Genomic DNA, 21,910 nt, shown 5'->3' on the forward strand with positions numbered 1-21,910 from the left:
CTCACGGGGGAGAGGACGGGCCGCATGCCGTCGGTTCTCAGAGCCGCTCGGGCGTCCGGATGCCCAGCAGGCCCATGCCCCGCTGGAGGGTGCGGGCCGTGACGTCGCAGAGGAACAGGCGGTTCTCGATCTGCTCGGGCGTCTCGGCCTTGAGGACCGGGCACTTGTCGTAGAACGTCGTGTACAGCGACGCCAACTGGTACAGGTAGGCCGCCAGCTTGTGCGGGGCGTACTCCGTCGCCGCCTCCTCCACCAGCGCCGCGAACGAGTCCGCGTGCAGGCCCAGGGCGCGCTCCGCCTCGTGCAGGTCCAGCTCGGGGTGCGCGGCCGGGCGGGACGCGCCGGCCTTGCGCAGGATCGACTGGATACGGGCGTAGGCGTACTGGAGGTAGACGGAGGTGTCGCCGTTCAGCGAGACCATCTGGTCCAGGTCGAACTTGTAGTCGCGGTTCGCCGACGTCGACAGGTCCGCGTACTTCACCGCGCCGACGCCCACCTGGGTGCCCCGCTCGGCGATCTCCTCCTCGGAGAGGTCCTGGGCCTTCTCCCGGACCACCGCCGAGGCGCGGTCGATCGCCTCGTCGAGGAGGTCGACCAGGCGGACCGTCTCGCCCTCACGGGTCTTGAACGGCTTGCCGTCCTTGCCGAGGACCGTGCCGAAGGCGAGCTGGACCGCCTTGACGTCCTCGTTCAGCCAGCCGGCGCGGCGGGCCGTCTCGAAGACCATCTTGAAGTGCAGGGACTGGCGGGCGTCCACGACGTACAGGAGCGTGTTCGCCTTGATGTTGAAGACGCGGTCGCGGATGGCCGAGAGGTCGGTCGCCGCGTAGCCGTAGCCGCCGTCCGACTTCTGCACGATCAGCGGGACCGGGTTGCCCTCCGGGCCCTTGATGTCGTCGAAGAAGACACAGAGCGCTCCTTCGGAGCGGACCGCGACGCCCGACTCCTCCAGCAGGCGGCACGTCTCGGCGAGCATGTCGTTGTAGCCCGACTCGCCGACGATGTCCGCGTCGCGGATCTCCATGTCCAGCTTCTCGAAGACGGAGAAGAAGTAGATCTTCGACTCGTCCACGAACTTCTGCCACTTGGCGAGGGTCTGCGGGTCGCCCGCCTGGAGGTCCACCACCCGGCGCCGGGCACGCGTCTTGAACTCCTCGTCGGAGTCGAAGAACTTGCGGGCGGCCTTGTAGAGGCGGTCGAGGTTCGACATGGCCGCCTGGCCGGACTTCTGGAGGTCCTCGCCCTCCTTGTGGTCCAGCTCGTGCGGGTGCTCCTCCAGGTACTGGATGAGCATGCCGAACTGGGTGCCCCAGTCGCCGATGTGGTGGCGCCGGACCACGCTCTCGCCGGTGAATTCCAGCAGCCGCATGACCGAGTCGCCGATCACCGCGGAGCGCAGGTGCCCGACGTGCATCTCCTTCGCCACGTTCGGCTGGGCGTAGTCGATGACCGTGGTGCCCGGCTGCTCGGCCTGCGGCACGCCGAGGCGGCCGGTGTCGTCCGCCCAGCGCGCGGCGAGGTTCTCGGTGATCGCGCGGTCGGTGATCGTGATGTTCAGGAAGCCGGGCCCGGAGACCTCGACGTCCTTGATCACCTCACCCGACTCGACCCGGTCCACGACCTGCGTCGCCAGCTCGCGCGGGTTCGCCTTCTCCTTCTTGGCGAGGGCCAGGATCCCGTTGGCCTGGAAGTCGGCCCGGTCGCTTCGTCGCAGCAGCGGGTCCGCGGACCCGGCCTGCGGCAGAGCTGCCGACAGGGCCGCCGCGAGGCGCTGGTGGACGGAGTCGCTGAGGGACGTGACCGAGGCCATAGGAAAGGGTGCCGTTCTCCTCGAGGGAATGGATAGTCCCGCCCAGTATCCCATGGGGGTAAAGCCGTTTTTCCGGGCGCCAGGGGGTCTGGGACAATGGTGCGGTCAGCCGTGCGACCGTACCGGCTGCCCGATGCAGAAAGAAGGACGTGCCGATCGTGGCTCAGAGCACCGAGACCACCGACTGGGTCTCCCGTTTCGCGGATGAGGTCATCGAGGAGTCGGAGCGTCGGGCCCCGGGCAAACCCGTCGTCGTCGCGTCCGGACTCTCACCGTCCGGCCCCATCCACCTCGGGAACCTGCGCGAGGTCATGACCCCGCACCTCGTCGCCGACGAGATCCGCCGCCGGGGTCGCGAGGTGCGGCACCTCATCTCCTGGGACGACTACGACCGGTACCGCAAGGTCCCGGCCGGTATCGCCGGCGTCGACGAGTCCTGGGCCGAGCACATCGGCAAGCCGCTGACGTCCGTCCCGGCGCCTGACGGCTCCTCGCACGCGAACTGGGCCGAGCACTTCAAGGCCGCGATGATCGAGTCGCTGGCCGAGCTGGGCGTGGAGTTCGACGGGATCAGCCAGACCGCGCAGTACAACTCCGGCGTGTACCGCGAGCAGATCCTGCACGCCATCAAGCACCGCGGCGACATCGACGCGATCCTCGGCCAGTACCGGACGAAGAAGGCCCCGGGCAAGAAGCAGGGGCAGAAGCCGGTCGACGAGGCCGAGCTGGAGGCCGCCGAGGGCTCCGGCGCGGCCGGTGAGGACGACGGCAGCTCCACCGCCGCCGGCTACTTCCCGTACAAGCCGTACTGCGGCAACTGCGAGAAGGACCTCACCACCGTCACGTCCTACGACGACGACTCCACCGAGCTGACGTACGCCTGCACCGCGTGCGGCTTCTCGGAGACGGTCCGGCTGAGCGAGTTCAACCGCGGCAAGCTGGTCTGGAAGGTCGACTGGCCGATGCGGTGGGCGTACGAGGGGGTCGTCTTCGAGCCCTCCGGTGTCGACCACTCCTCGCCGGGGTCGTCGTTCCAGGTCGGCGGGCAGATCGTCGGGATCTTCGGCGGGAAGCAGCCGATCGGGCCGATGTACGCGTTCGTGGGCATCAGCGGGATGGCGAAGATGTCGTCCTCGCGGGGTGGCGTGCCGACCCCGGCGGACGCCCTGAAGATCATGGAACCGCAGCTTCTGCGCTGGCTGTACGCGCGGCGCCGGCCCAACCAGTCCTTCAAGGTCGCCTTCGACCAGGAGATCCAGCGGCTGTACGACGAGTGGGACCGGCTGGACGCCAAGGTCGCCGACGGCAGTGTCCTGCCGGCCGACGCCGCCGCGCACGCGCGTGCGGTGCGTACGGCCGCCGGTGAGCTGCCGAGGACGGTCCGGCCGCTGCCGTACCGGACGCTGGCGTCCGTCGCGGACATCACCGCCGGGCACGCGGACCAGGCGCTGCGCATCCTCAGCGAGCTGGACCCGGAGCAGCCGCTGACCTCGCTCGACGAGGCGCGGCCGCGGTACGACAAGGCCGAGGCCTGGATCAACACGCACGTGCCCGCCGACCAGCGGACGATCGTTCGGGACGAGCCCGACGCCGAGCTGCTGAAGTCGCTCGACGAGGCCTCCCTGCAGTCGCTGCGGCTGCTGCTCGACGGGCTCGCCGAGCACTGGTCGCTCGACGGGCTGACGCATCTCGTCTACGGCGTGCCGAAGGTGCAGGCCGGGTTCCCCGCGGACGCGACGCCGAAGGAACTGCCGCCGGAGATCAAGACGGCCCAGCGGTCGTTCTTCGCGCTGCTGTACCACCTGCTGGTCGGGCGGGACACCGGGCCGCGGCTGCCCACGCTGCTGCTGGCGGTGGGGCAGGACCGGGTGCGCGCCCTGCTCGGGGAGTAAGCCAGGAAGGAGAAGGGGCCCTCACATGAGGGCCCCTTTTTGGATCACGCCGCCTGGATCACGCCGCCTGGATCAAGGCGTCCGGATCACGGCTTCTGGAACAGCAGCATCGTCGAGGAGCCGAAGGCCTCGGTGTCGGTGTGCGTGCTGCTCACCATGCGGAAGCCGTGCCGGCTGATCTCCTCGGTCAGGGCGTCACCCGACCGCTCGGAGTAGGGGAGCACCTCCAGGCCGATGTCCTTCTCGCCGTCCTCGACCCGGATCCTGCGGGAGATCACCCGTCCCGGGACGAGGTCGGCGGAGACCTCCGTGTAGTCCGGGATGGAGAAGAAGCCCTTCCCCCACTCGCTCGCGCAGTGGTCCACGACGAAGTGCCCGCCGGGGCGGAGGATGTCGAAGACGCGGGAGATGTGGCGGGCCCGCTGCTCCTCGTCGGTCAGCATGTGCAGGCAGCCCATGTTCATGGCGAGGTCGAAGCCGTTCTCGTCGAAGCCGCGCAGATAGATGATGTCGCGCTCCATGAACCCGGAGGCGTCCAGGTTCGCGGCGGCGGCCCGCTCACGCGCGCGAGCCAGGGCCGAGTGCGACACGTCCACCGACACGACGTCGTGTCCCTGCGACAGCAGGTACAGCGAGTCGCGGCCCTCGCCGCATCCCAGGTCGATGATCCGTCCGGCGAAGACGTCCGGCCGCTCCTGGATCAGCTGGCGGAGCGAGGCGTTCGGCTCCGCCGACTCCCACAGCTCGGCGCCGTTGTCGTAGACGGTCCGGTAGCGGTCCTCGTAGCCGTAGTAGTAGTCGTCGAGCGTGCCGACGATGCTCCGTACGTCGTCGCTGGTGGGCGAGAACTCCACCGGTGCGGCCGTCACCTCCGCGTCCGCGCCCAGGACCAGCAGCGCGGTGTCGTCCAGCAGCCCGACCGCCAGCAGGTACTGGGACTCGTCGCACTCGACCGCCTCGCCGACCCCGAAGGGCGCACAACACTCCTTCAGCGCCTCCAGTGTCAGCGCCGTGGCCTTCTCGCAGACGAAGACCGCCGCTCGTCCCTGGGTCACCTTGGCGGCGAAGCCGGCCGAACACTCCACCTGCCACACGGTGTTCCGGTCGGAGAGTTTGATCGCGGTCAGCGGCCGGTCCTCGGGCGCGGACTCGTCGAGTATCGCTTGGTAAAGGCTCACTTCAGTACCCCCTGTGTGTGGCTTACGGATGTGCCGGTGCCGATGTGCGCAGGGCCGCCAGCCGGGCTTCGTACTCGTCGAGTACGGGGCCGCGGTGGCGGAAGATCCTGCCGGACGCGCGGATGCGCTGGGCGAGTTCGTGGTCGCCGCAGCGCAGCGCGGCCTCGATCGCGGTGAGTTCGACGACATCGCGCTGGGCGTTGCTGCCGCCCATCGCGAACGAGCGGTGGAAGGACCCGGCCAGGCGGGCCGCGGCATCGGCGTAGTCGCCGGTCGTGAAGGAGCGGAAGCCGAGGAAGATGTCGACCATTTCCTCGGGTACCTCCTTGCCGCGTGCCAGGACCGTCTCCAGGAGGGAGTCGGCGCAGCCGTACTCGCCCACCTGGCAGTAGGTGAGATACGCGTGGAAGTCGTTGAAGAGGTACCAGCTCTCCTCCAGGTAGGGCTTCCAGTCCTGGAAGAGCGACCGCCAGTAGGCGGAGAGGTCGAGCGAGGGCCTGACGAGGGCGAGACGCCAGAGCAGCGTGGCGGCGTCCAGGTCCTCGGCCGAGCGCAGCGACGTCTTCCGGCGGATGCCGATGCGGTAGCAGGCCAGTACTTCCTGGATGTTGTCCGCGTAGAGCTCGAACAGCGCGTAGTGCCACCAGATGTGGATCCGCATGGGAGTCGAGGCGTCCCGGCCGCGCATGTAGTCCCGGATGTAGCGGGACCCCTCCTCGTGGCGGCCCGTCTCGTAGAGGCAGTGCACCATCGCGTGCATCGCGTAGACGTCGTCGGGGTTCCGTTCCAGTGCGGCCCGGCAGCGTTCGACCGCCGACTCGATCAGGCCGTTCTCCTCCAGGGCGAACCCGTGCAGGCCGTGCAGATAGCCGATGACCGGATCGTCGGGGGCGAAGACCGTGACGGCCCGCGCGATCGAGGTCAGCATGTGCGGTGCGTCGCCGATGAAGAAGTCCAGCATGTGCGCGGCGAAGACCGAGACGGCATCCCCCGGATACGTGTCGACGAGGGTCTGGAAGCCGTTGCGGGCGGCGGCCAGGTCCCCGGTGGTCCAGAAGCCGAGGGCGGAGAGCATCGCCGTGGTCCGCGCCTCGGTGGGCGCGGACTCCATGAGGGAGGCGCGGATGGCCGCGGCCTCCATGACCGCCGGGTGCTCCATGGAGCACAGCAGGTCCACGGCCAGCATGAGCTGGACGGCGACGGGCGGTGCGGACGGACCGGAGCGGCGACATCGCTCGTGGTCCAGTTTCATGGACACCAATTGGACGGTCGCGCTCTCGACGAACTCCATGTCCGAAGGCTTCTCCACGCACTGCGGAACGCCTCGGGAATCGATGAGCACTGTCATTCGGACACCTCCGTCGGTACCAGTCGATTGCTCTGGGCTTTGCGAATCGCGTGGAACGAGAGAACGAGCAGCAGCGTCAGGGCGAACGGGGCCAGCCATATCCGGGAGGTGAAGAACCGGCCGCCCGCCAGGACCGCCGTCAGCAAGAGGAGCGAGCAGGCGTTCGCGTTCGCCACGATCGCGCCGACCTGTCGCGGCGTGAAATTCTCCGCAGCTTCCGCGCGCAGGATGACCCGCATGGATCCGAAGGCGCAGCCGAGAGCGAAGATGGCCACCATCTGCGGCGCTCCGAATGCCGGGACGAGAAGCCAGATCGCCATCGCCCCCGCCACCGCGACGGCTGCTCCCGCCAGGACCCAGCGCATTTCCAGGCTTTTCGTGAGGCGATGCAGGAAGGTTCCCGCGACCGCCATGCCGATGCCGAGCAGCATGTCCAGGATGCCGACCGTGAGCATGCTCTTGCCGTGGGCGAGGGCCTGTAGCGGCAGCATGAGGTTGAACGTCCCCAGGATGGGCCAGACGAGCATGAAGGCGAGGAGGTACAGCGCGCCGAGACCGCTCGCGCTCTCCGGTCCTGCCTCCTTGGACATCTGCTCCGTGGCGGCCGCCGTGCGGTGCGATCCGAGGCTCAGGGCGGCGACGACGGCGAACAGGCCGGCGCACACGACCAGCACCCACTCGGCCGGGACGACCCGGGTGAACAGCGGTGCGAACAGCGGGCCCACCATGAGCGCGACCTGGTTGACCGTCATGGTCAGCGAGCTCTGCTTGCGCAGGGCGACACCGTCGAGCCCGGACGCCTCGTCGTTGAACCAGACCTCCCAGGTCGACTCCAGATAGAAGAAGAAGATCCACAGGACGAAGTTCAGGGCGACGACCGCCTGCACCTGGGACCAGCAGGACGCGATCACCAGCAGCGTCAGGGAGATTCCGGCGAGCCCCGCCGCGGTCGTCCTGGCCCCGCCGGTGATCGGAGTGAAGCGGATCAGCGGCGGGACGAGGACGGCGGGGATGAAGGAGAGCGTGGTGGAGATGGCGAGGGCGTCGTAGCCGCCGCCCTGCGCGGAGGCGATGTGCCAGTTCAGGAGCAGCAGCACCACTCCGTTGAAGAATCGGTAGAGACCGGAGTAGAGCGTGTACCGCGTCACTGCCCGGCCGCCTCGCCCGTCACGAAGATCTGGTCGGCCAGCTCCCGCGCCACGGCCACCGGCAGTTGTGTCTTCTCGCCGAACAGCTCGTCCCATTCGAGCTCGATGAGGCCCTCCCTGGTGCTCCAGTTCTGGGCGGCCCGGGAGAGATCGCCGGGCTTGGCGCTGATGTTGATGCTCCGCACCTCGGGCGGCAGCGGCTTCCCGTCGAGCACGTCCTCGATCCGGCCCGGCGCGGCCTTGAGGAACGCGATCGCCGAGGTCCTGACGGGCACCGCGGCGGCGACGACGTCGAGCAGGTCGGCTCCGAGATACGAACCGACGTGCAACTGATACGGGTTGAGCGCGTACGCCCGCTCCACCTGGTCCATGATCCCGTCGCCGCCGGGCCGGGCGGCCACCTCGATCACCCAGGGCGTCCCGTCCGCCCCGAACTTGATCTCCACATGGGCGAGACCCCGGTCGATGCCCAGCGCGGTACAGGCCCGCTCGGCGAGGTCGGTCAGGGCCCGGTCTCCGGTGCGGTGGCTCGGCACCAGGTGCGCGAGCTCGGCGAACCAGGGGCGAGGGGACAGATACTTCTCCGTCACCGCGAGGACCTGGGCGCGCCCGGCACCGCAGAGGACCTCGACGGACACCTCGTCGTCGGAGTCGACGAACTGCTCGACCAGGTACTTGTCGCCGAGGATGTTGAACGCCGTGCCGTACCGGGCGATGACGCCCTTCGACTCCGCGAGGCCGGCGACGGCCTCCTCGCGGGTGGTGGCCAGGACGACGCCGCCGCTGCCGCCGAAGTCGTACGGCTTGATGACCACGGGCAGGCCGATGTCCTCGACCGCGTCGAGCAACTCCGGCTCGGACCGCACCAGTCGGGAGCGAGGGGTCCGCACGCCGGCGGCCAGCAGGGCCTGCTTCATGGCGTGCTTGTTCCGGGCGTTGGTGACCGCCGTGGCGTCCAGTCCGCCCAGGCCCAGGGTGCGGTTCACGGTGTTCGCCGCGTCCACGGTCCAGTCGTTGAGCGGCACGACGACACGGGGGTGCCGGCCTTGGGCGGCGTGGCCGCGGATGGCTCTCAGCAGGGAGTCCGCGTCCTTGGGGTCGGCGGACAGCATGTGGTCGAACGTGCGGTTCAGGGTGCGTACGGGATCTTCCGTCGCTGCCCAGACAGGGAGATCGACGGCTTGTTTCGCCCCCGAGAAGGCCCGTTCCCGGAGATACTGGTCGGCCCCGAGCAGGAGTATGTATTCGTTCTTCTGCATGGTTGAATCCCCAACTTCCAGAATTCCCCCGCCGTGCGACGTCAGGTCTTGAAAGCGTCGCCGGGAGTTGGGTGAGAAAAGTGAATCAATTCAACGCCGAGAGGGGTCGCCGCAGCCAGGGTGCGGCAAACTCATGTCATCTCTATCGGCTGTCAGTGAACTGACTGCATAGATCCCCCGCTTCCGCCGCAGGATCGTAGCTGCGGCTTGAGCGCAAGCGCAAGGGATTGTTTTCGGAAGTGGCGTGAAAGAGGCGGGAATGCCTCGGGCTATGCGATGTGGTCTTCTTCCAGTTCCGCGTTGTGGCGGTTCGTGAAGCGGCTCACCATACGCTTGGCGTCTTCCGGGGGGAGCCCGATGCCGAACTCCGCTTCCACGTTGTCGATCAGCTCGCGGGGCGTCGGGTAGCTGCCGTTGATCGACTGCTTGAAGACCTGGTAGTACGACTCCTCGTCCGGTTCCGCTGCGGGCTGGGTGCCGCCGCCGTCGCCGAGTTCGCGGGTGCGGTTCGGGCCTACCGGGATGGGGAAGCTGCCGGTGTCTTCCGGGGTGAGCTCCTCGTACGGCTGGTCGAGGTACTGCTCGGCCTGCTGCTGCTCGGCGAACCACTGGGCGTACTGCTCGGGGCTGTAGGCCGGGTCGTAGCCGCCCTGGTATTCGACCTCGCGAGGGGTGTTGAACCAGGGACTCTGGTCTGGTTCGGGCGCGTCTTCCACGTACTCGGCGTGAGGGTTGCTCTCGAGTTCCGGGCGCTGCTCGCTGTGAGGTGCCGCCTGCTGCGGGGCAGGCGCCGCTTCAGCGGCACGCCGGCCCGCAACCGGCTCGGCTCCCGCGTCCAGGGCCTTCTGAGGCGCCGGGGGGATCAGCGCGGGCTCTATCCCCGCCGCCGCCAGGCCCGCCGGGGCCGTCTCCGCCAGCGGCACCCCGTAGCGCGCCAGCCTCAGCGGCATCAGGGACTCCACCGGAGCCTTGCGGCGCCAGCTCCGGCCGTAGCGGGAGCGCAGCCGCGCCTGGTAGACGAGACGCTCCTGCTCCAGCTTGATGACCTGTTCGTAGGAGCGGAGCTCCCAGAGCTTCATACGGCGCCAGAGGAGGAACGTGGGGACGGGGGAGAGCACCCAGCGGGTGAGGCGGACGCCCTCCATGTGCCTGTCGGCCGTGATGTCGGCGATCCGGCCGATCGCGTGGCGGGCCGCCTCGACCGAGACCACGAACAGGATCGGGATCACCCCGTGCATGCCCACGCCGAGCGGATCCGGCCAGGCGGCCGCGCCGTTGAAGGCGATCGTCGCCGCTGTCAGGAGCCAGGCAGTCTGACGGAGCAGGGGGAAGGGGATCCTGATCCAGGTGAGGAGCAGGTCCAGGGCCAGCAGGACGCAGATGCCCGCGTCGATGCCGATCGGGAAGACGTAGGAGAAGTTCCCGAAGCCCTTCTTCAGGGCCAACTCGCGGACCGCCGCGTACGAACCGGCGAAGCCGATACCGGCGATGATCACGGCGCCGGCCACGACCACGCCGATGAGTACGCGGTGCGTCCGAGTCAGTTGCAGTGGCGCGGCCACCCGTCTTCCCCTCCCCTTGCGTGTTGTTGCGCGCAACAGGGTGGCACATGTGTGCGGAGGACGGGTGGCCGGTTCCGGTCGGTGGTGTTCAGCTCTTCTTCGAGGGCGTCTTCGAGGGCGACGCGGAGGAGTCCTTCGAAGCTCCCTGCGAGGCTTCCTTCGAGGGCTCCTCGGACGGGGACTTCGACGCCGGCTTGGAGGGGTCGCCGCTCGCCTTGCCGCCGCCCGCGCCGTTCGCGTCGGACACCGCGGCCACCGCCTCCTTGGCGGCCTTCTTCGCGTCCTTCGCCATCTCGTCGGCGCTCGGGGACTTGTCGCCGGCCAGGCCCGCACCGTTGTAGTCGAGCGTGACGACGACGTTCTCGACGCGCGTCACGATCGTCTGCTGCTTGAAGGTGCCTTCCTTCTTCTTCAGGTCGTAGCGCACGGCCGTCGCCTGGTCGCCCGTGCCGGACACCGGCTCCGACTTGACGCCCTTGGCACCCTCAGCCGCCTGGGCGTCCTGGACCTGCTTCTCGTAGTACTGCTGGGCCAGCTTGTCGCCCGAGCCGCGCGTGGCGTCCGACTCGAAGCGCAGCATCGACACGTTCAGCCAGCGGAACTGCGAGCCCTTCACGCCGTTGTTGTCGAGGCTGTTCCAGGAGCAGCTCCCGCGCGTGGAGATATCGTCCGACTTGCCCTCCTTGCCGGACTTGCTCTTCGGAACGAGGTCCTTCAGCGTCTTCTTCGACAGCGCCTTGCAGGACTCCGGAAGCTTGTCGTACGCCGCCGCCTCGACGGTCGGCGACGGGCTCGCGGACGCCGAGGCCGCCGCGTTCGCGGCCTTGTCCGTGCTGTCGCCGGAGCCGGAGTCCGAGGAGCAGCCGGCGGCGACCAGCATCACGGGGACGGCGGCCGCGCAGACAAGGACGCGGTTGAGTCGCTTCGCTCGCTGGTCACGCTGGTCTCGCTGTGCTCGTCGCTGCATGGTTCCTTCACTCATGACGCTCGTGGTTCCCTGCGGTCGGAACGGGGCCGAGTGGTCACCGTACGCGGTGAGGCGGAGGTGTGGTCTTCCTTCGTGTGCTTTGCGGGTGTGCGTGAAGGGGGCGTGAAGGGGCCTCAGTCGCTCAGCGAATCGGCAAGCTGGGAGGCCAGTTTCTGGGCCCTGTCCTGCAATTCCTTGCTGTCCGGGACGACGCCGACGGTGGCCGGCTGTTCGGCGTACTCGATGGTCACGATGACATTGGACGTGCGGAACGCCACAGTCACCGTCCGCTGCTTGGCCGTCGAGCCGGAGCTGCTCAGCTCGTCGTCGATGAAGGCCTCGTCGCCGAAATCCTCCAGCACGCGGGGCTGGAGTGCGGTCGGGGTGGCGGAGGGGGACGTCGAGGGCGACGAGGAGCCGGAGGGAGAGGCGGGGGAGGAGGTCGAGCCGGGGGAACCGCTCGGGGCGGCGGAGGCGCCGCCGGCCGGGGTGCTGCCTGCGGCGGGTGACTCCGTGGCCGCGGACTCGGTGGCGGCGGACTCCGTGGCCGTCGGCTCGGGAAGGTGGGCCGCGGCCTCCCGCTCCGCGAAGAGCTGCTCGGCCTGGTTGTCGTCGCTGACGGCGTTGTCGTAGGAGACGACCCGTTCGAAGTTGATGAGCAGATGGTCGGTGGCCTGCCGGCCGTCGACCTTCCACTGGCAGCCGACCTTGCGGTCGGTGTCGAACGTGACCGTCGGCTCGCCCTCGTAGGCCTTCTCGCGCTGCTCGCCGTCGGTGATCTGCCGGATGCCGGGCAGGAGTTCGTCGAGCGTGCTCTGGCCGACCGCGGTGCAGGGCTCGGGGAGCGTGCGGTAGCGGCCCGGCTCGGCGGCGGGCGAAGCGGTGCCGGTGTCCCCGGGGTTGGAGTCGTCCGTCGGGCCGCCGTCGCCCGAGCTGCCGGTGCAGCCGGCCAGCAGGGCCGCGAGGAGCGCGGCGATACCGGGTGCGTACGCCTTCCGTTGCACGTGAGGGCTCCTCTCGGGGCGGATATTGGCTTGCCGTCGCGGGGCAGCCGATGAACACAATGTGTATCGCACGCACTGCCGTGAACGCCGGTCCGGATTCCCTTTCGTAGACCTTGGCTCCGGTATTTGCTCTTGAAGACTTCTGTTCGCTTACGGGGGATTGAGGACGTTATGTCGTATGTAGAGGTACCTGGTGCGAAAGTACCGATCCGGATGTGGGCGGACCCCGCCTCGGTCGAGGAGGGCGCGCTCCAGCAGCTCCGGAACGTCGCCACGCTGCCGTGGATCAAGGGCCTGGCCGTCATGCCCGACGTGCACTACGGCAAGGGTGCGACGGTCGGCTCGGTCATCGCGATGCGGGGTGCGGTGTGCCCGGCGGCGGTGGGGGTCGACATCGGCTGCGGAATGTCGGCGGTGAAGACGTCCCTGACGGCGAACGACCTGCCCGGGGATCTGTCGCGGCTGCGGTCGCGGATCGAGCAGGTGATTCCGGTCGGGCGGGGGATGCATGCCGACGCCGTCGACCCGGGGCGGCTGCACGGGTTCGGTACGGCCGGGTGGGAGGACTTCTGGGGGCGGTTCGACGGGGTTGCGGAGGCGGTCAAGTTCCGTGCGGAACGCGCCACGAAGCAGATGGGAACGCTCGGCGGAGGCAACCACTTTGTCGAGGTCTGTACGGATACAGACGGTTCTGTCTGGCTGATGCTGCACTCCGGTTCCCGGAACATCGGGAAGGAACTGGCCGAGCATCACATCGGCATCGCTCAGAAGCTCCCGCACAACCAGGGCCTGGTCGACCGCGACCTCGCCGTCTTCGTCGCGGACACCCCGCAGATGGCGGCGTACCGCAACGACCTGTTCTGGGCGCAGGAGTACGCGAAGTACAACCGCTCGATCATGATGGCGCTCCTCAAGGACGTGGTCCGCAAGGAGTTCAAGAAGGCGAAGCCGGTCTTCGAGCCGGAGATCAGCGCGCACCACAACTACGTGGCCGAGGAGCGCTACGACGGGATGGACCTGCTCGTGACCCGCAAGGGCGCGATCCGGGCCGGCTCCGGCGAGTACGGGATCATCCCCGGCTCCATGGGCACGGGTTCGTACATCGTGAAGGGCCTCGGCAACGACAAGTCCTTCAACTCGGCCTCGCACGGCGCGGGCCGGCGCATGAGCCGCAACGCGGCCAAACGCCGGTTCTCGACGAAGGACCTGGAGGAGCAGACCCGGGGCGTGGAGTGCCGCAAGGACTCCGGCGTCGTGGACGAGATCCCGGGCGCCTACAAGCCCATCGAGCAGGTCATCGACCAGCAGCGGGACCTGGTGGAGGTCGTGGCGAAGCTGAAGCAGGTCGTCTGTGTGAAGGGCTGACGCGCCGGGGCGCCGGCGTCACCGCTCCCGGTGGACCTTCGTGTTCGAGGCCTGGGCGCGGGGGCGGAGGACCAGGAGGTCCACGTTGACGTGGCTGGGGCGGGTGATGGCCCAGGTGATGGTGTCGGCGACGTCGTCGGCCGTGAGGGGGTCGGCCACGCCCTCGTAGACCTTCTCGGCCTTTGCCGTGTCGCCGGAGAAGCGGGTCAGGGCGAACTCGTCCGTCTTGACCATGCCGGGGGCGATCTCGATGACGCGGACCGGCCGGCCGACGATCTCCAGGCGCAGGGTCTCGGCGAGGACGTGGGCGCCGTGCTTGGCGGCGACGTAGCCCGCGCCGCCCTCGTAGGTGCCGTGGCCCGCGGTGGAGGAGACGACCACGACCGTGCCGTCGCCGCTGGCGTCCAGCTTGGGCAGCAGGGCCTGGGTGAGGTGGAGCGTGCCGATGACGTTCGTCTCGTACATCTGGCGCCAGTCGGCCGGGTCACCGGTCGCGACCGGGTCGGCGCCGAGCGCGCCGCCCGCGTTGTTGACCAGGACGCCGATCGTCTTGAAGGCCGTGGCGAACTCGTCGACCGCCGCGCGGTCCGTGACGTCGAGGGCGTAGGCCGTGGCCTGGTGGCCCGCCGTGTTGATCTCCTCCGCCAGCGCCTCGATGCGGTCCTTGCGGCGGGCGGTGAGGACGACGCGGTAGCCCGCCGCGGCGAGCCTCCGGGCGGTGGCGGCGCCGATTCCGCTGCTCGCACCGGTGACGACGGCGATGCGGCTGGCTGCGGACGGGGCGGCGGTGGCCATGGGAGCTCCTCGGGCGTGGGTGCGGTGGGCGGGCCTGCTGTGGCCTCAGGGCTTCCGGCCAGGATAGGCGGGGCCCGCGGTGGGAGAATGGGGGCGGGTGGTGCCCTGGTTTTCCGGATTCCTGGAGGTGGATCATGGGCGAGGCACGTGAGGTCATGGACCGGCTCACGGACGCGGTCACCACGCACGCCGATCTGAAGGTCATCGGCGAGCTGTATGCCGAGGACGCGGTCGCCTTCACCCCTGACGAGGGTGAGCTGCGCGGGCGCGACAGCATCGTCGAGTACTGGCGGGCGATGACGGAGGCGGTCCCCGAGGCGACGTTCCAGCCGTTGCACTCCTACGAGGTCGGCGACACGGCCATCGACGAGGGGGTCTTCAGCGGGCGCAACACCGGGCCGCTGGAGCTGCCCAACGGTGAGACGCTTCCGCCGACGCAGAAGGAGATCAGGATCCGCGGGGTGGACATCGCCACCGTGCGGGACGGGCGGATCGTCGACTACCGGCTGTACTTCGACGAGATGGATTTCCTGGGGCAGTTGGGGTTGCTGCCGCCCGACGAGCCGTTCTGAGCCGGGCGAAGGGGCCGGTCAGTCACCTCGCGGGGCGTACATGATGACCGCCATGCCCGCGAGGCAGATCAGCGCGCCCGCGATGTCCCAGCGGTCCGGGCGGTAGCCGTCCGCGACCACGCCCCAGAGGATCGAACCGGCGACGAAGATCCCGCCGTACGCGGCGAGCACGCGGCCGAAGTGGGCGTCGGGCTGGAACGTCGCGACGAAGCCGTACGCGCCGAGCGCGAGGACGCCGCCGGCCGCCCACAGCCAGCCCCGGTTCTCGCGCACGCCCTGCCAGACCAGCCACGCGCCGCCGATCTCGAACAGGGCGGCGACGACGAAGAGGGCGGCGGAGCGGAGCACGAACATGGCGGTCAGCTTCGCATGCCCCCTCGCCCGGCCCGGATCTCCGCCGCGTAGGCCGTGGGGGGCACTCCCACCGTCGTCGTGAAGTCCCGTACGAGGTGGGCCTGGTCGGCGTAGCCGAGGTCGGCGGCGAGGCCGGCCCAGTCGACGTCGTCGCGGTGGCCAGCCTGTTCCAGGGCCTCGTGGATGCGGTAGCGGAGGATGACCCACTTGGGGCTGACACCGACCTGGGTGGAGAAGAGCCGTTGCAGCGCCCGTACCGACAGGCCGTGCGCGTGGGCGAAGTCGCCGACGCGGCGTACGGTGCGGTCCGCGCGGATGCGTTCGACGAGGTCGATCGCGAGGTCCGCCTGCGGGTCCGGGGCGCAGGGCAGGGAGAGCAGGAAGGCGTCGAGGGCGGCGACCCGGGCGGGGTCGTCGGCGGGGGTGACGACCGCGCGGGCGGTGTCGGCGGTGACCTGGGGGAACACCTCCTGGGCGGGCAGCGTGCGGCCCGTCCACCGGGAGACCTGCATCCCGGGGGCGTACGGCCGGAAGCCGCCGGGGCGGAACTTCGCTCCGCAGACCCGGCCCCGTCCGGTCAGCTTCCTGGTGTAGAGGCCGAGCGCGACGCCGGTGACCTCGCCGTACGGCGGGCTCTCGTCCTCGTCCCACTGGAACGTGAGGTTGACGGACGGATGCGGGACGACGTGGGAGGCGTAGGGCGCGGGCAGGTCCCAGTCGATGAGCCAGTACCACTCGACGTACCGGCGCAGCGGCTCGGCGGGCTCGTGGCGGCGGAATCGCACGCGGTTCAGCAGCCCGGACGGGTCGACGATCCCGCGGGTGTCGTGGCGGCGTGCCTCCATGGCCGGATCGTACGTCGCGTTTCTTCAAGATGGGCGGTCGTGGCTGTCCCTACGGTCGGAGCATGGACACGAACCCTGTGAGGACGTACCGCGTCGGTGAGCTGCTGGGCATGGCGCGGGAGCGGGCGGTGCCGGTGGTGCGGGGCATTCCCGACGCGAGGCTCGCCGCGCCCACGCCCTGTGCCGAGTACGACGTGCGGGCTCTGGTCGATCACCTCTTCCAGGTGATCGTGCAGTTCCAGCGGCTGGCCGCGAAGGAGGCGTCGGACTTCGGTGAGACGCCCGAGCGGGTCGCCGGGAGTCCCGAGTGGCGTGAGCGGCTCGCTCGGGAGACGGACCGGCTGGTGGCGGCCTGGTCGGCGCCGGGTGCCGAGGAGGGCACGACGGGCGGGATGAACATGCCGGCGCGGCTGGTCGGCTCGATGGCGCTGCTCGATCTGACGGTGCATGTGTGGGACCTGGCGCGGGCGACGGGCCAGGAGTACCCGGGTGCCGACGAGGCGGTCGTGGCGGAGCTGTCCGGCGCGGTGGACGAGCTGGCGCCGACGGCCAGGAAGATGGGGGTGTTCGGGGAGCCGGTGCCGGAGCCCGAGGGCGCGTCGGCCTTCGAGCGGCTGCTCGCGGAGACCGGCAGGGATCCGTACTGGAATGCTCCCGCGCCGGTCGTCGTTCCCCCAGGTACGGTTGAAGGGTAAACAACCTGGAGGGTGAGCGACCATGCAGTTCGGGATCTTCAGTGTCGGCGACGTCACGCCCGACCCGACCACCGGCCGGACACCGACCGAGCGCGAGCGGATCAAGGCCATGGTCGCCATCGCGCTCAAGGCGGAGGAGGCCGGGCTCGACGTCTTCGCGACCGGTGAGCACCACAACCCGCCCTTCGTGCCCTCCTCCCCGACCACGATGCTCGGCTACATCGCCGCCCGCACCGAGCGGCTGGTCCTCTCCACGGCCACCACCCTCATCACCACCAGCGACCCGGTGAAGATCGCCGAGGACTTCGCGATGCTCCAGCACCTGGCCGACGGCCGGGTGGATCTGATGCTGGGCCGCGGGAACACCGCGCCGGTGTACCCGTGGTTCGGGCAGGACATCCGGCAGGGCATCCCGCTCGCCGTCGAGAACTACGCCCTGCTGCACCGCCTGTGGCGCGAGGAGGGCGTCGACTGGGAGGGGAAGTTCCGTACGCCCCTGGAGGGCTTCACGGCGACGCCCCGGCCGCTGGACGGCGTACCGCCGTTCGTCTGGCACGGGTCGATCCGCTCGCCGGAGATCGCCGAGCAGGCCGCGTTCTACGGCGACGGCTTCTTCCACAACAACATCTTCTGGCCGGCCGACCACACCGAGCGCATGGTCGAGCTGTACCGGGCCCGGTACGCCCACTACGGGCACGGCACGCCCGAGCAGGCGATCGTCGGGCTCGGCGGGCATGTGTTCATGCGGCGGAACTCGCAGGACGCCGTGCGCGAGTTCCGGCCGTACTTCGACGTCGCGCCGGTGTACGGGCACGGGCCGTCGCTGGAGGACTTCACGGAGCAGACGCCGCTGACCGTCGGCACCCCGCAGCAGGTCATCGAGAAGACGCTGGCCTTCCGGGAGTACGCGGGCGACTACCAGCGGCAACTGTTCCTGGTCGACCACGCCGGGCTGCCGCTGAAGACGGTGCTGGAGCAGATCGACCTGCTGGGCGAGGAGGTCGTACCGGTGCTGCGCAAGGAGTTCGCCGTGGGCCGCCCGGCGGACGTGCCGGAGGCGCCGACGCACGCGGCCCGGCTGGCGCGGGCACAGGGGTGACCCGGCCCGTGGTTGTGTGCGCCCTGGTGAGAGGGGAGTAAGAAGGACGCTCCGGGGCAGCGCATCCGGTCCCGGGGACCCGGTGGCTTGGCACACTGGACGCGTGCCCCAAACCGTGCTGCTCGCCGAAGACGACCGCGCCATCCGCAACGCCCTGGAGCGCGCCCTGACCCTGGAGGGCTACCAGGTCATGGCGGTCGCCGACGGTGTCGAGGCACTGGCGCAGGCCCACCGCAACCGTCCGGACGTGCTCGTCCTGGACGTGATGATGCCCGGCATCGACGGGCTCCAGGTGTGCCGGGTGCTGCGCGCCGAGGGCGACCGGACGCCGGTCCTGATGCTGACGGCCCTCGTGGAGACCGCCGACCGGATCGCCGGCCTGGACGCGGGCGCCGACGACTACGTGGTGAAGCCCTTCGACGTGGAGGAGGTCTTCGCCCGGCTGCGCGCCCTGCTGCGCCGCACCAGCCCGGTGGGGGTCGGTGACCCCCTCGGCGGCGCCCCGGTCGGCGGCACACCCGTCGGCGGCACACCCGTCAGCGGCGCGCCTGTGCCCGAGGCGCCCGGGCAGCAGCTCCCCGACCGGTTCATCGAGGCCGCCGGCGTCCGCATGGACCCGCAGGCGCGCCGGGCCTGGCGGGGCGCGCGCGAGCTGGAACTGACCCGCACCGAGTTCGAGCTGCTGGAGCTGCTGGTCCGCAACGCGGGCATCGTCCTGGACCACTCGACGATCTACGACCGTATCTGGGGCTACGACTTCGGCCCCGGCTCGAAGAACCTCGCCGTCTACGTCGGCTATCTGCGCCGCAAGCTCGACGATCCGGACGGGCCGCCGCTGATCCACACGGTGCGGGGCGTGGGTTACGTGCTGCGGGAGGACTGAGTGGGCCGCCTCCGCCGGCTGCTGAGCGGGCGGCGGCCGAAGCTGGTCTCGCTGCGCACGACGTTCGCGGTGTCCTTCGCGGCGGTGACCGCGGCCGTGACGATCCTGGTCGGCATCCTGTCCTACAGTGCTGCGGCCCGGCTGGTGCGGGTGGACCAGCAGACGGTGTTCGACGAGGTCGTGCAGGACCTGCGGGACGAGGTGCGGGAGAACCGGATGACGCCGGGCGACTTCTCCTCCGCCGCGCCCGGCCACGACCTCGTGCGGCCCGCCCGTACCGATGTGCAGGTGCTCGGACCGGACGGCCATGTCGTCGACGCGGGCAGTCCGGGACTGCCGGTGACCGGGGCCGATGTGCGGATCGCCGCCGCCTCCCTGTCCGGGCGGGTGGCCGAGCACCAGGACGTCGACGTGGGCGACGACGTCTACCGCGTCGCGACCGTCTCCCTCGGCGGCGGGCGGGGCGCGGTGCAGGTCGCGCAGGAGTTCAGCGACGTCGAGGACCTGCTGCGGGCGCTCCAGCGGCGGACGCTGCTGCTGATGGCCGCCGTCGTGGTCGCCGCCGGACTGTTCGGCTGGTGGCTCGCCCGGCGCATCACACGGCGCCTGGTCGTCCTGACCGACGCCGCCGAGGACGTGGCCCGGACCCGCCGTCTCGGCATCCAGGTGCCGGTCGCCGGTCATGACGAGGTGGGCCGGCTGGGCCGGGCCTTCGACCGCATGCTGGGCCGGCTCGCCCAGTCCGAGGAGGACCAGCGCCGACTGGTCCAGGACGCGGGCCATGAGCTGCGGACGCCGCTGACCTCGCTGCGGACGAACATCTCCATGCTCCGCCGGATCGACGAACTGCCGCCCGGGACCCGGGAGGAACTGGTCGCCGACCTCGGCCAGGAGGCCCGGGAGCTGACCGACCTGGTCAACGAGCTCGTCGACCTCGCGGCCGGGCAGTCCGACACCGAGCCGCCCCGGCGGGTGGACGTCGCCGACCTCGCGGAGGAGGTGGCGGGCCTGGCCCGGCGCCGCAGCGGCCGGGAGATCACGCTCCGCGCGAGCGGCGACACCACGACCGACGGACGGCCCGGGATGCTGACCCGGGCGCTGTCCAACCTCGTCGAGAACGCCGTGAAGTTCGACCAGCGCGGCACGGCCCCCATCGAGATCGTCGTCTCCGGGCCCGCCCGGCCCGGCACGATCCGCGTCGAGGTCCTCGACCGCGGTCCCGGCATCACCGACAACGACCTCGCCCGTGTCTTCGACCGCTTCTACCGCGCCGCCGACGCCCGCTCCCTGCCGGGCTCCGGCCTGGGCCTGTCCATCGTCCGCGAGGTGGCCCTCGCACACGGGGGAGCGCCGTTCGCCTTCCGGCGGGACGGGGGCGGGACAGTGACCGGGTTCACGGTGGGCGGGTGAACGAGGGGCGGGTGAACGTGACCGGCGCTACTCCGCGATCCCGCTGTGGGCCACGACCTCGTGGACCGTCGCCCGCACCAGGTACTCCCCGGGCACCGCGTTGCGCTGCCCGTACCGCTCGGCCAGGTCCTCTCCCATGTAGCGGGCGCCGATGCGGGTGGCCCAGTGGCGCAGCTCCTCGGGGTTCCGGGTGAGCCGCGCCGTGCAGTCGAGCATCACGTAGCTGTACGGCGGTTCCTGGTCGTCCACGCACAGGGCGAAGCGGGGGGAACGCAGCAGTGCCCTTGCCTTGAGCGAGGCGTGCCAGGTCGTGAAGAGGACCTGGGCCGTGCCGTCCGGGGTGTCGTCCAGGAGGAACCACACCGGGGTGACGTGGGGCCGTCCGTCCTTGCGATGCGTCGCCAGCTTCCCCGTACGGGTGCCGGTGAGGACGAACGACCTCCACTGCCCTTCGGACATCGGCCTCACGCGGCGACCGTTTCCGCGACCGGCACCGCTACCGCCGACACCCTGAACCCGGTGGCCGTGGCCCGCAGCGCGGACTCCACCTCCTCGCTGTCGCGCCCGCGGAAGCGGAACCGGCCGCCGACGTGCTCGTAGTAGGCGTCCGCGAGCGGCAGGACCTCGCCCACCCCGAGCAGCGCCTCGGCGTACGGGCCCGGGGCGCGGCCGGACATCGGCGTCACCTCCGTGATGCGGCAGGGCCGCGCGGCCGGGGCGGGGATCAGCAGATAGCCGCCGAACTCGCGGTCCCGCCGGGGCGCGCCGGACGGCAGGGGGCGCTCGAGCTGGAGCTGGAAGGCCGCGTTCATCAGGTCGTAGCCGTGCACCTCCCGCCAGACGAAGGCGATCTCGGCGCCGCCGACCCGGGCCCCGACCTCCAGGAAGCTGACGTGCGGCCGGCCGGAGACCGTGTCCACGAACACTTCCAGATGGAAGACGGTCGCCTGTCCGGTGAGCGCCGCGAGGACGCGCACGGCGTGGGCGCCGATCGCCGCGAGGACGGTTGCGTCGTCCTCCTCGACCGAGCCGAGGAAGTTGCCCGTCCGGAAGCCCAGGCAGGTGTTGACGTACCGGGACGCCGTCCAGTGCAGCAGCTCCGTCCCGGTGAAGACGCCGTCGACGTGGTAGATCCGGCCCGCCTGGAAGCGCTGCACGAGCAGCGGCTCGCCGGTGAAGGCCAGGCGCGGTACGTCCTCGGGCCCGTCGAGCCGTACGACGCCCTCGCTGCAACTGCCCCGGGTCGGCTTCACCACGAGCGGCCAGCCGTGCTCCCGGCCGAACTCCACGACGGTCCGCCGGTCCGGCGCGAGGGCGAAGTCGGGGACGTCGAGGCCGGCTTCGGCGACCGCCGTGGCCATCAGGTACTTGTCGCGGAACGGCTCCAGGAACTCCGTGCGCGGACCCGGGCAGCCCCACTCCTCGCGCAGGGCCGCCGCGACCAGCAGGTCGTCCTCCTTGAGCGTCACGATGCCCTGCGGCGGGCCGTAGCGCGCGGCCAGCAGCCGGGTCGCGGCGCGGACGGACTCCAGGTCGTCGGTGCGGTCGACCAGGACGACGTCGGCGGCGGCCTCCGGTACGGAGGACAGGCCCACCTCGGTGCTGATGTAGGTGACGTGGTGGGTCGCGTGGTCCGTGTACTCGGCGTAGCGCGCGTACTGCTCGCGCCAGCGGTTGATGACGACGATGTGCGGCTTCGTGGAGCCGTCACCCTGGTCCGTCAT

At 70.2% G+C, this 21,910-nt stretch carries 20 protein-coding genes; 7 read left to right on the forward strand and 13 right to left on the reverse strand.

The window, feature by feature from the left end; all coding sequences use genetic code 11:
• Nucleotides 1-37: 37 nt before the first annotated feature.
• Complete coding sequence (gene argS / locus ACFTZL_RS12135; protein WP_382580714.1) at nucleotides 38-1,810, reverse strand: arginine--tRNA ligase; 1,773 nt, start codon at nucleotides 1,808-1,810, stop codon at nucleotides 38-40.
• 149 nt (nucleotides 1,811-1,959) lie between these two features.
• Between argS and lysS the strand changes: the two genes are divergently transcribed.
• Nucleotides 1,960-3,702 (forward strand): lysine--tRNA ligase, encoded by a 1,743-nt coding sequence (lysS, locus tag ACFTZL_RS12140; protein WP_382580716.1) that lies wholly within the window; start codon nucleotides 1,960-1,962, stop codon nucleotides 3,700-3,702.
• Nucleotides 3,703-3,788: 86 nt separating this feature from the next.
• Here the strand turns inward: lysS and ACFTZL_RS12145 are convergent, their stop codons facing one another.
• The 7 genes from ACFTZL_RS12145 to ACFTZL_RS12175 all read right to left on the reverse strand — a co-directional run bounded on the left by ACFTZL_RS12145 (nucleotide 3,789) and on the right by ACFTZL_RS12175 (nucleotide 12,168).
• Nucleotides 3,789-4,880: a class I SAM-dependent methyltransferase gene (locus tag ACFTZL_RS12145; protein ID WP_382580718.1), complete on the reverse strand. Its 1,092-nt coding sequence runs from the start codon at nucleotides 4,878-4,880 to the stop codon at nucleotides 3,789-3,791.
• A 22-nt stretch (nucleotides 4,881-4,902) separates the two neighbouring features.
• On the reverse strand, nucleotides 4,903-6,189 hold the full coding sequence (locus ACFTZL_RS12150) for a hypothetical protein (RefSeq protein ID WP_382580719.1): 1,287 nt from the start codon (nucleotides 6,187-6,189) through the stop codon (nucleotides 4,903-4,905).
• Nucleotides 6,190-6,224: 35 nt separating this feature from the next.
• Entirely contained in the window at nucleotides 6,225-7,376 is a 1,152-nt protein-coding gene (locus ACFTZL_RS12155) for a hypothetical protein (RefSeq protein WP_382580721.1), read from the reverse strand.
• The gene (locus ACFTZL_RS12160) at nucleotides 7,373-8,635 is read right to left on the reverse strand and encodes an acetyl-CoA carboxylase biotin carboxylase subunit family protein (RefSeq protein ID WP_382580723.1); all 1,263 of its coding nucleotides are present in this window, start codon (nucleotides 8,633-8,635) and stop codon (nucleotides 7,373-7,375) included. Before ACFTZL_RS12160 ends, ACFTZL_RS12155 begins: the two co-directional genes overlap by 4 nt.
• Before the next feature lie 269 nt (nucleotides 8,636-8,904).
• Entirely contained in the window at nucleotides 8,905-10,197 is a 1,293-nt protein-coding gene (locus ACFTZL_RS12165; RefSeq protein WP_382580725.1) for a DUF2637 domain-containing protein, read from the reverse strand.
• Nucleotides 10,198-10,285: 88 nt separating this feature from the next.
• The gene (locus ACFTZL_RS12170) at nucleotides 10,286-11,179 is read right to left on the reverse strand and encodes a DUF3558 family protein (RefSeq protein WP_382580727.1); all 894 of its coding nucleotides are present in this window, start codon (nucleotides 11,177-11,179) and stop codon (nucleotides 10,286-10,288) included.
• A gap of 119 nt (nucleotides 11,180-11,298) precedes the next feature.
• Nucleotides 11,299-12,168 (reverse strand): DUF3558 domain-containing protein, encoded by an 870-nt coding sequence (locus tag ACFTZL_RS12175; RefSeq protein ID WP_382580729.1) that lies wholly within the window; start codon nucleotides 12,166-12,168, stop codon nucleotides 11,299-11,301.
• Between the two features lie 171 nt (nucleotides 12,169-12,339).
• Here ACFTZL_RS12175 and ACFTZL_RS12180 point away from each other — a divergent pair, with 171 nt between their 5' ends.
• Nucleotides 12,340-13,533: an RtcB family protein gene (locus ACFTZL_RS12180; RefSeq protein ID WP_382580731.1), complete on the forward strand. Its 1,194-nt coding sequence runs from the start codon at nucleotides 12,340-12,342 to the stop codon at nucleotides 13,531-13,533.
• An 18-nt stretch (nucleotides 13,534-13,551) separates the two neighbouring features.
• On the opposite strand, the gene ACFTZL_RS12185 is transcribed toward ACFTZL_RS12180, so the two are convergent.
• Nucleotides 13,552-14,328 (reverse strand): SDR family NAD(P)-dependent oxidoreductase, encoded by a 777-nt coding sequence (locus ACFTZL_RS12185; RefSeq protein ID WP_382580733.1) that lies wholly within the window; start codon nucleotides 14,326-14,328, stop codon nucleotides 13,552-13,554.
• Nucleotides 14,329-14,462: 134 nt separating this feature from the next.
• On the opposite strand from ACFTZL_RS12185, the gene ACFTZL_RS12190 reads away from it, so the two are divergent.
• On the forward strand, nucleotides 14,463-14,900 hold the full coding sequence (locus ACFTZL_RS12190) for an ester cyclase (RefSeq protein WP_382580735.1): 438 nt from the start codon (nucleotides 14,463-14,465) through the stop codon (nucleotides 14,898-14,900).
• 18 nt (nucleotides 14,901-14,918) lie between these two features.
• On the opposite strand, the gene ACFTZL_RS12195 is transcribed toward ACFTZL_RS12190, so the two are convergent.
• Both ACFTZL_RS12195 and ACFTZL_RS12200 read right to left on the reverse strand, forming a co-directional pair.
• On the reverse strand, nucleotides 14,919-15,254 hold the full coding sequence (locus ACFTZL_RS12195) for a YnfA family protein (RefSeq protein ID WP_215119737.1): 336 nt from the start codon (nucleotides 15,252-15,254) through the stop codon (nucleotides 14,919-14,921).
• A gap of 5 nt (nucleotides 15,255-15,259) precedes the next feature.
• Nucleotides 15,260-16,099 (reverse strand): DUF6597 domain-containing transcriptional factor, encoded by an 840-nt coding sequence (locus tag ACFTZL_RS12200; RefSeq protein WP_382580736.1) that lies wholly within the window; start codon nucleotides 16,097-16,099, stop codon nucleotides 15,260-15,262.
• A gap of 62 nt (nucleotides 16,100-16,161) precedes the next feature.
• Here ACFTZL_RS12200 and ACFTZL_RS12205 point away from each other — a divergent pair, with 62 nt between their 5' ends.
• From ACFTZL_RS12205 to ACFTZL_RS12220, 4 genes are all read left to right on the forward strand, one after another.
• Nucleotides 16,162-16,794 (forward strand): TIGR03086 family metal-binding protein, encoded by a 633-nt coding sequence (locus ACFTZL_RS12205; RefSeq protein ID WP_382580738.1) that lies wholly within the window; start codon nucleotides 16,162-16,164, stop codon nucleotides 16,792-16,794.
• Nucleotides 16,795-16,816: 22 nt separating this feature from the next.
• The gene (locus tag ACFTZL_RS12210) at nucleotides 16,817-17,893 is read left to right on the forward strand and encodes an LLM class flavin-dependent oxidoreductase (protein WP_382580740.1); all 1,077 of its coding nucleotides are present in this window, start codon (nucleotides 16,817-16,819) and stop codon (nucleotides 17,891-17,893) included.
• A gap of 103 nt (nucleotides 17,894-17,996) precedes the next feature.
• Nucleotides 17,997-18,776, forward strand: coding sequence for a response regulator transcription factor (locus tag ACFTZL_RS12215; RefSeq protein WP_382580742.1), 780 nt, complete (start codon nucleotides 17,997-17,999; stop codon nucleotides 18,774-18,776).
• Nucleotides 18,777-20,186, forward strand: a complete 1,410-nt coding sequence (locus ACFTZL_RS12220) for an ATP-binding protein (RefSeq protein ID WP_382580744.1) — start codon at nucleotides 18,777-18,779, stop codon at nucleotides 20,184-20,186. It begins immediately after the preceding gene.
• A gap of 27 nt (nucleotides 20,187-20,213) precedes the next feature.
• Here the strand turns inward: ACFTZL_RS12220 and ACFTZL_RS12225 are convergent, their stop codons facing one another.
• Together ACFTZL_RS12225 and ACFTZL_RS12230 are read right to left on the reverse strand one after the other, a co-directional pair.
• Nucleotides 20,214-20,645: a PPOX class F420-dependent oxidoreductase gene (locus ACFTZL_RS12225; protein ID WP_382580745.1), complete on the reverse strand. Its 432-nt coding sequence runs from the start codon at nucleotides 20,643-20,645 to the stop codon at nucleotides 20,214-20,216.
• 5 nt (nucleotides 20,646-20,650) lie between these two features.
• Nucleotides 20,651-21,910 (reverse strand): acetyl-CoA carboxylase biotin carboxylase subunit family protein, encoded by a 1,260-nt coding sequence (locus tag ACFTZL_RS12230; RefSeq protein ID WP_382580747.1) that lies wholly within the window; start codon nucleotides 21,908-21,910, stop codon nucleotides 20,651-20,653.

The organism is Streptomyces sp. NPDC056948 (genome assembly GCF_042674225.1).
In the GTDB taxonomy this organism is placed as follows: Bacteria; Actinomycetota; Actinomycetes; order Streptomycetales; family Streptomycetaceae; genus Streptomyces; species Streptomyces purpurascens.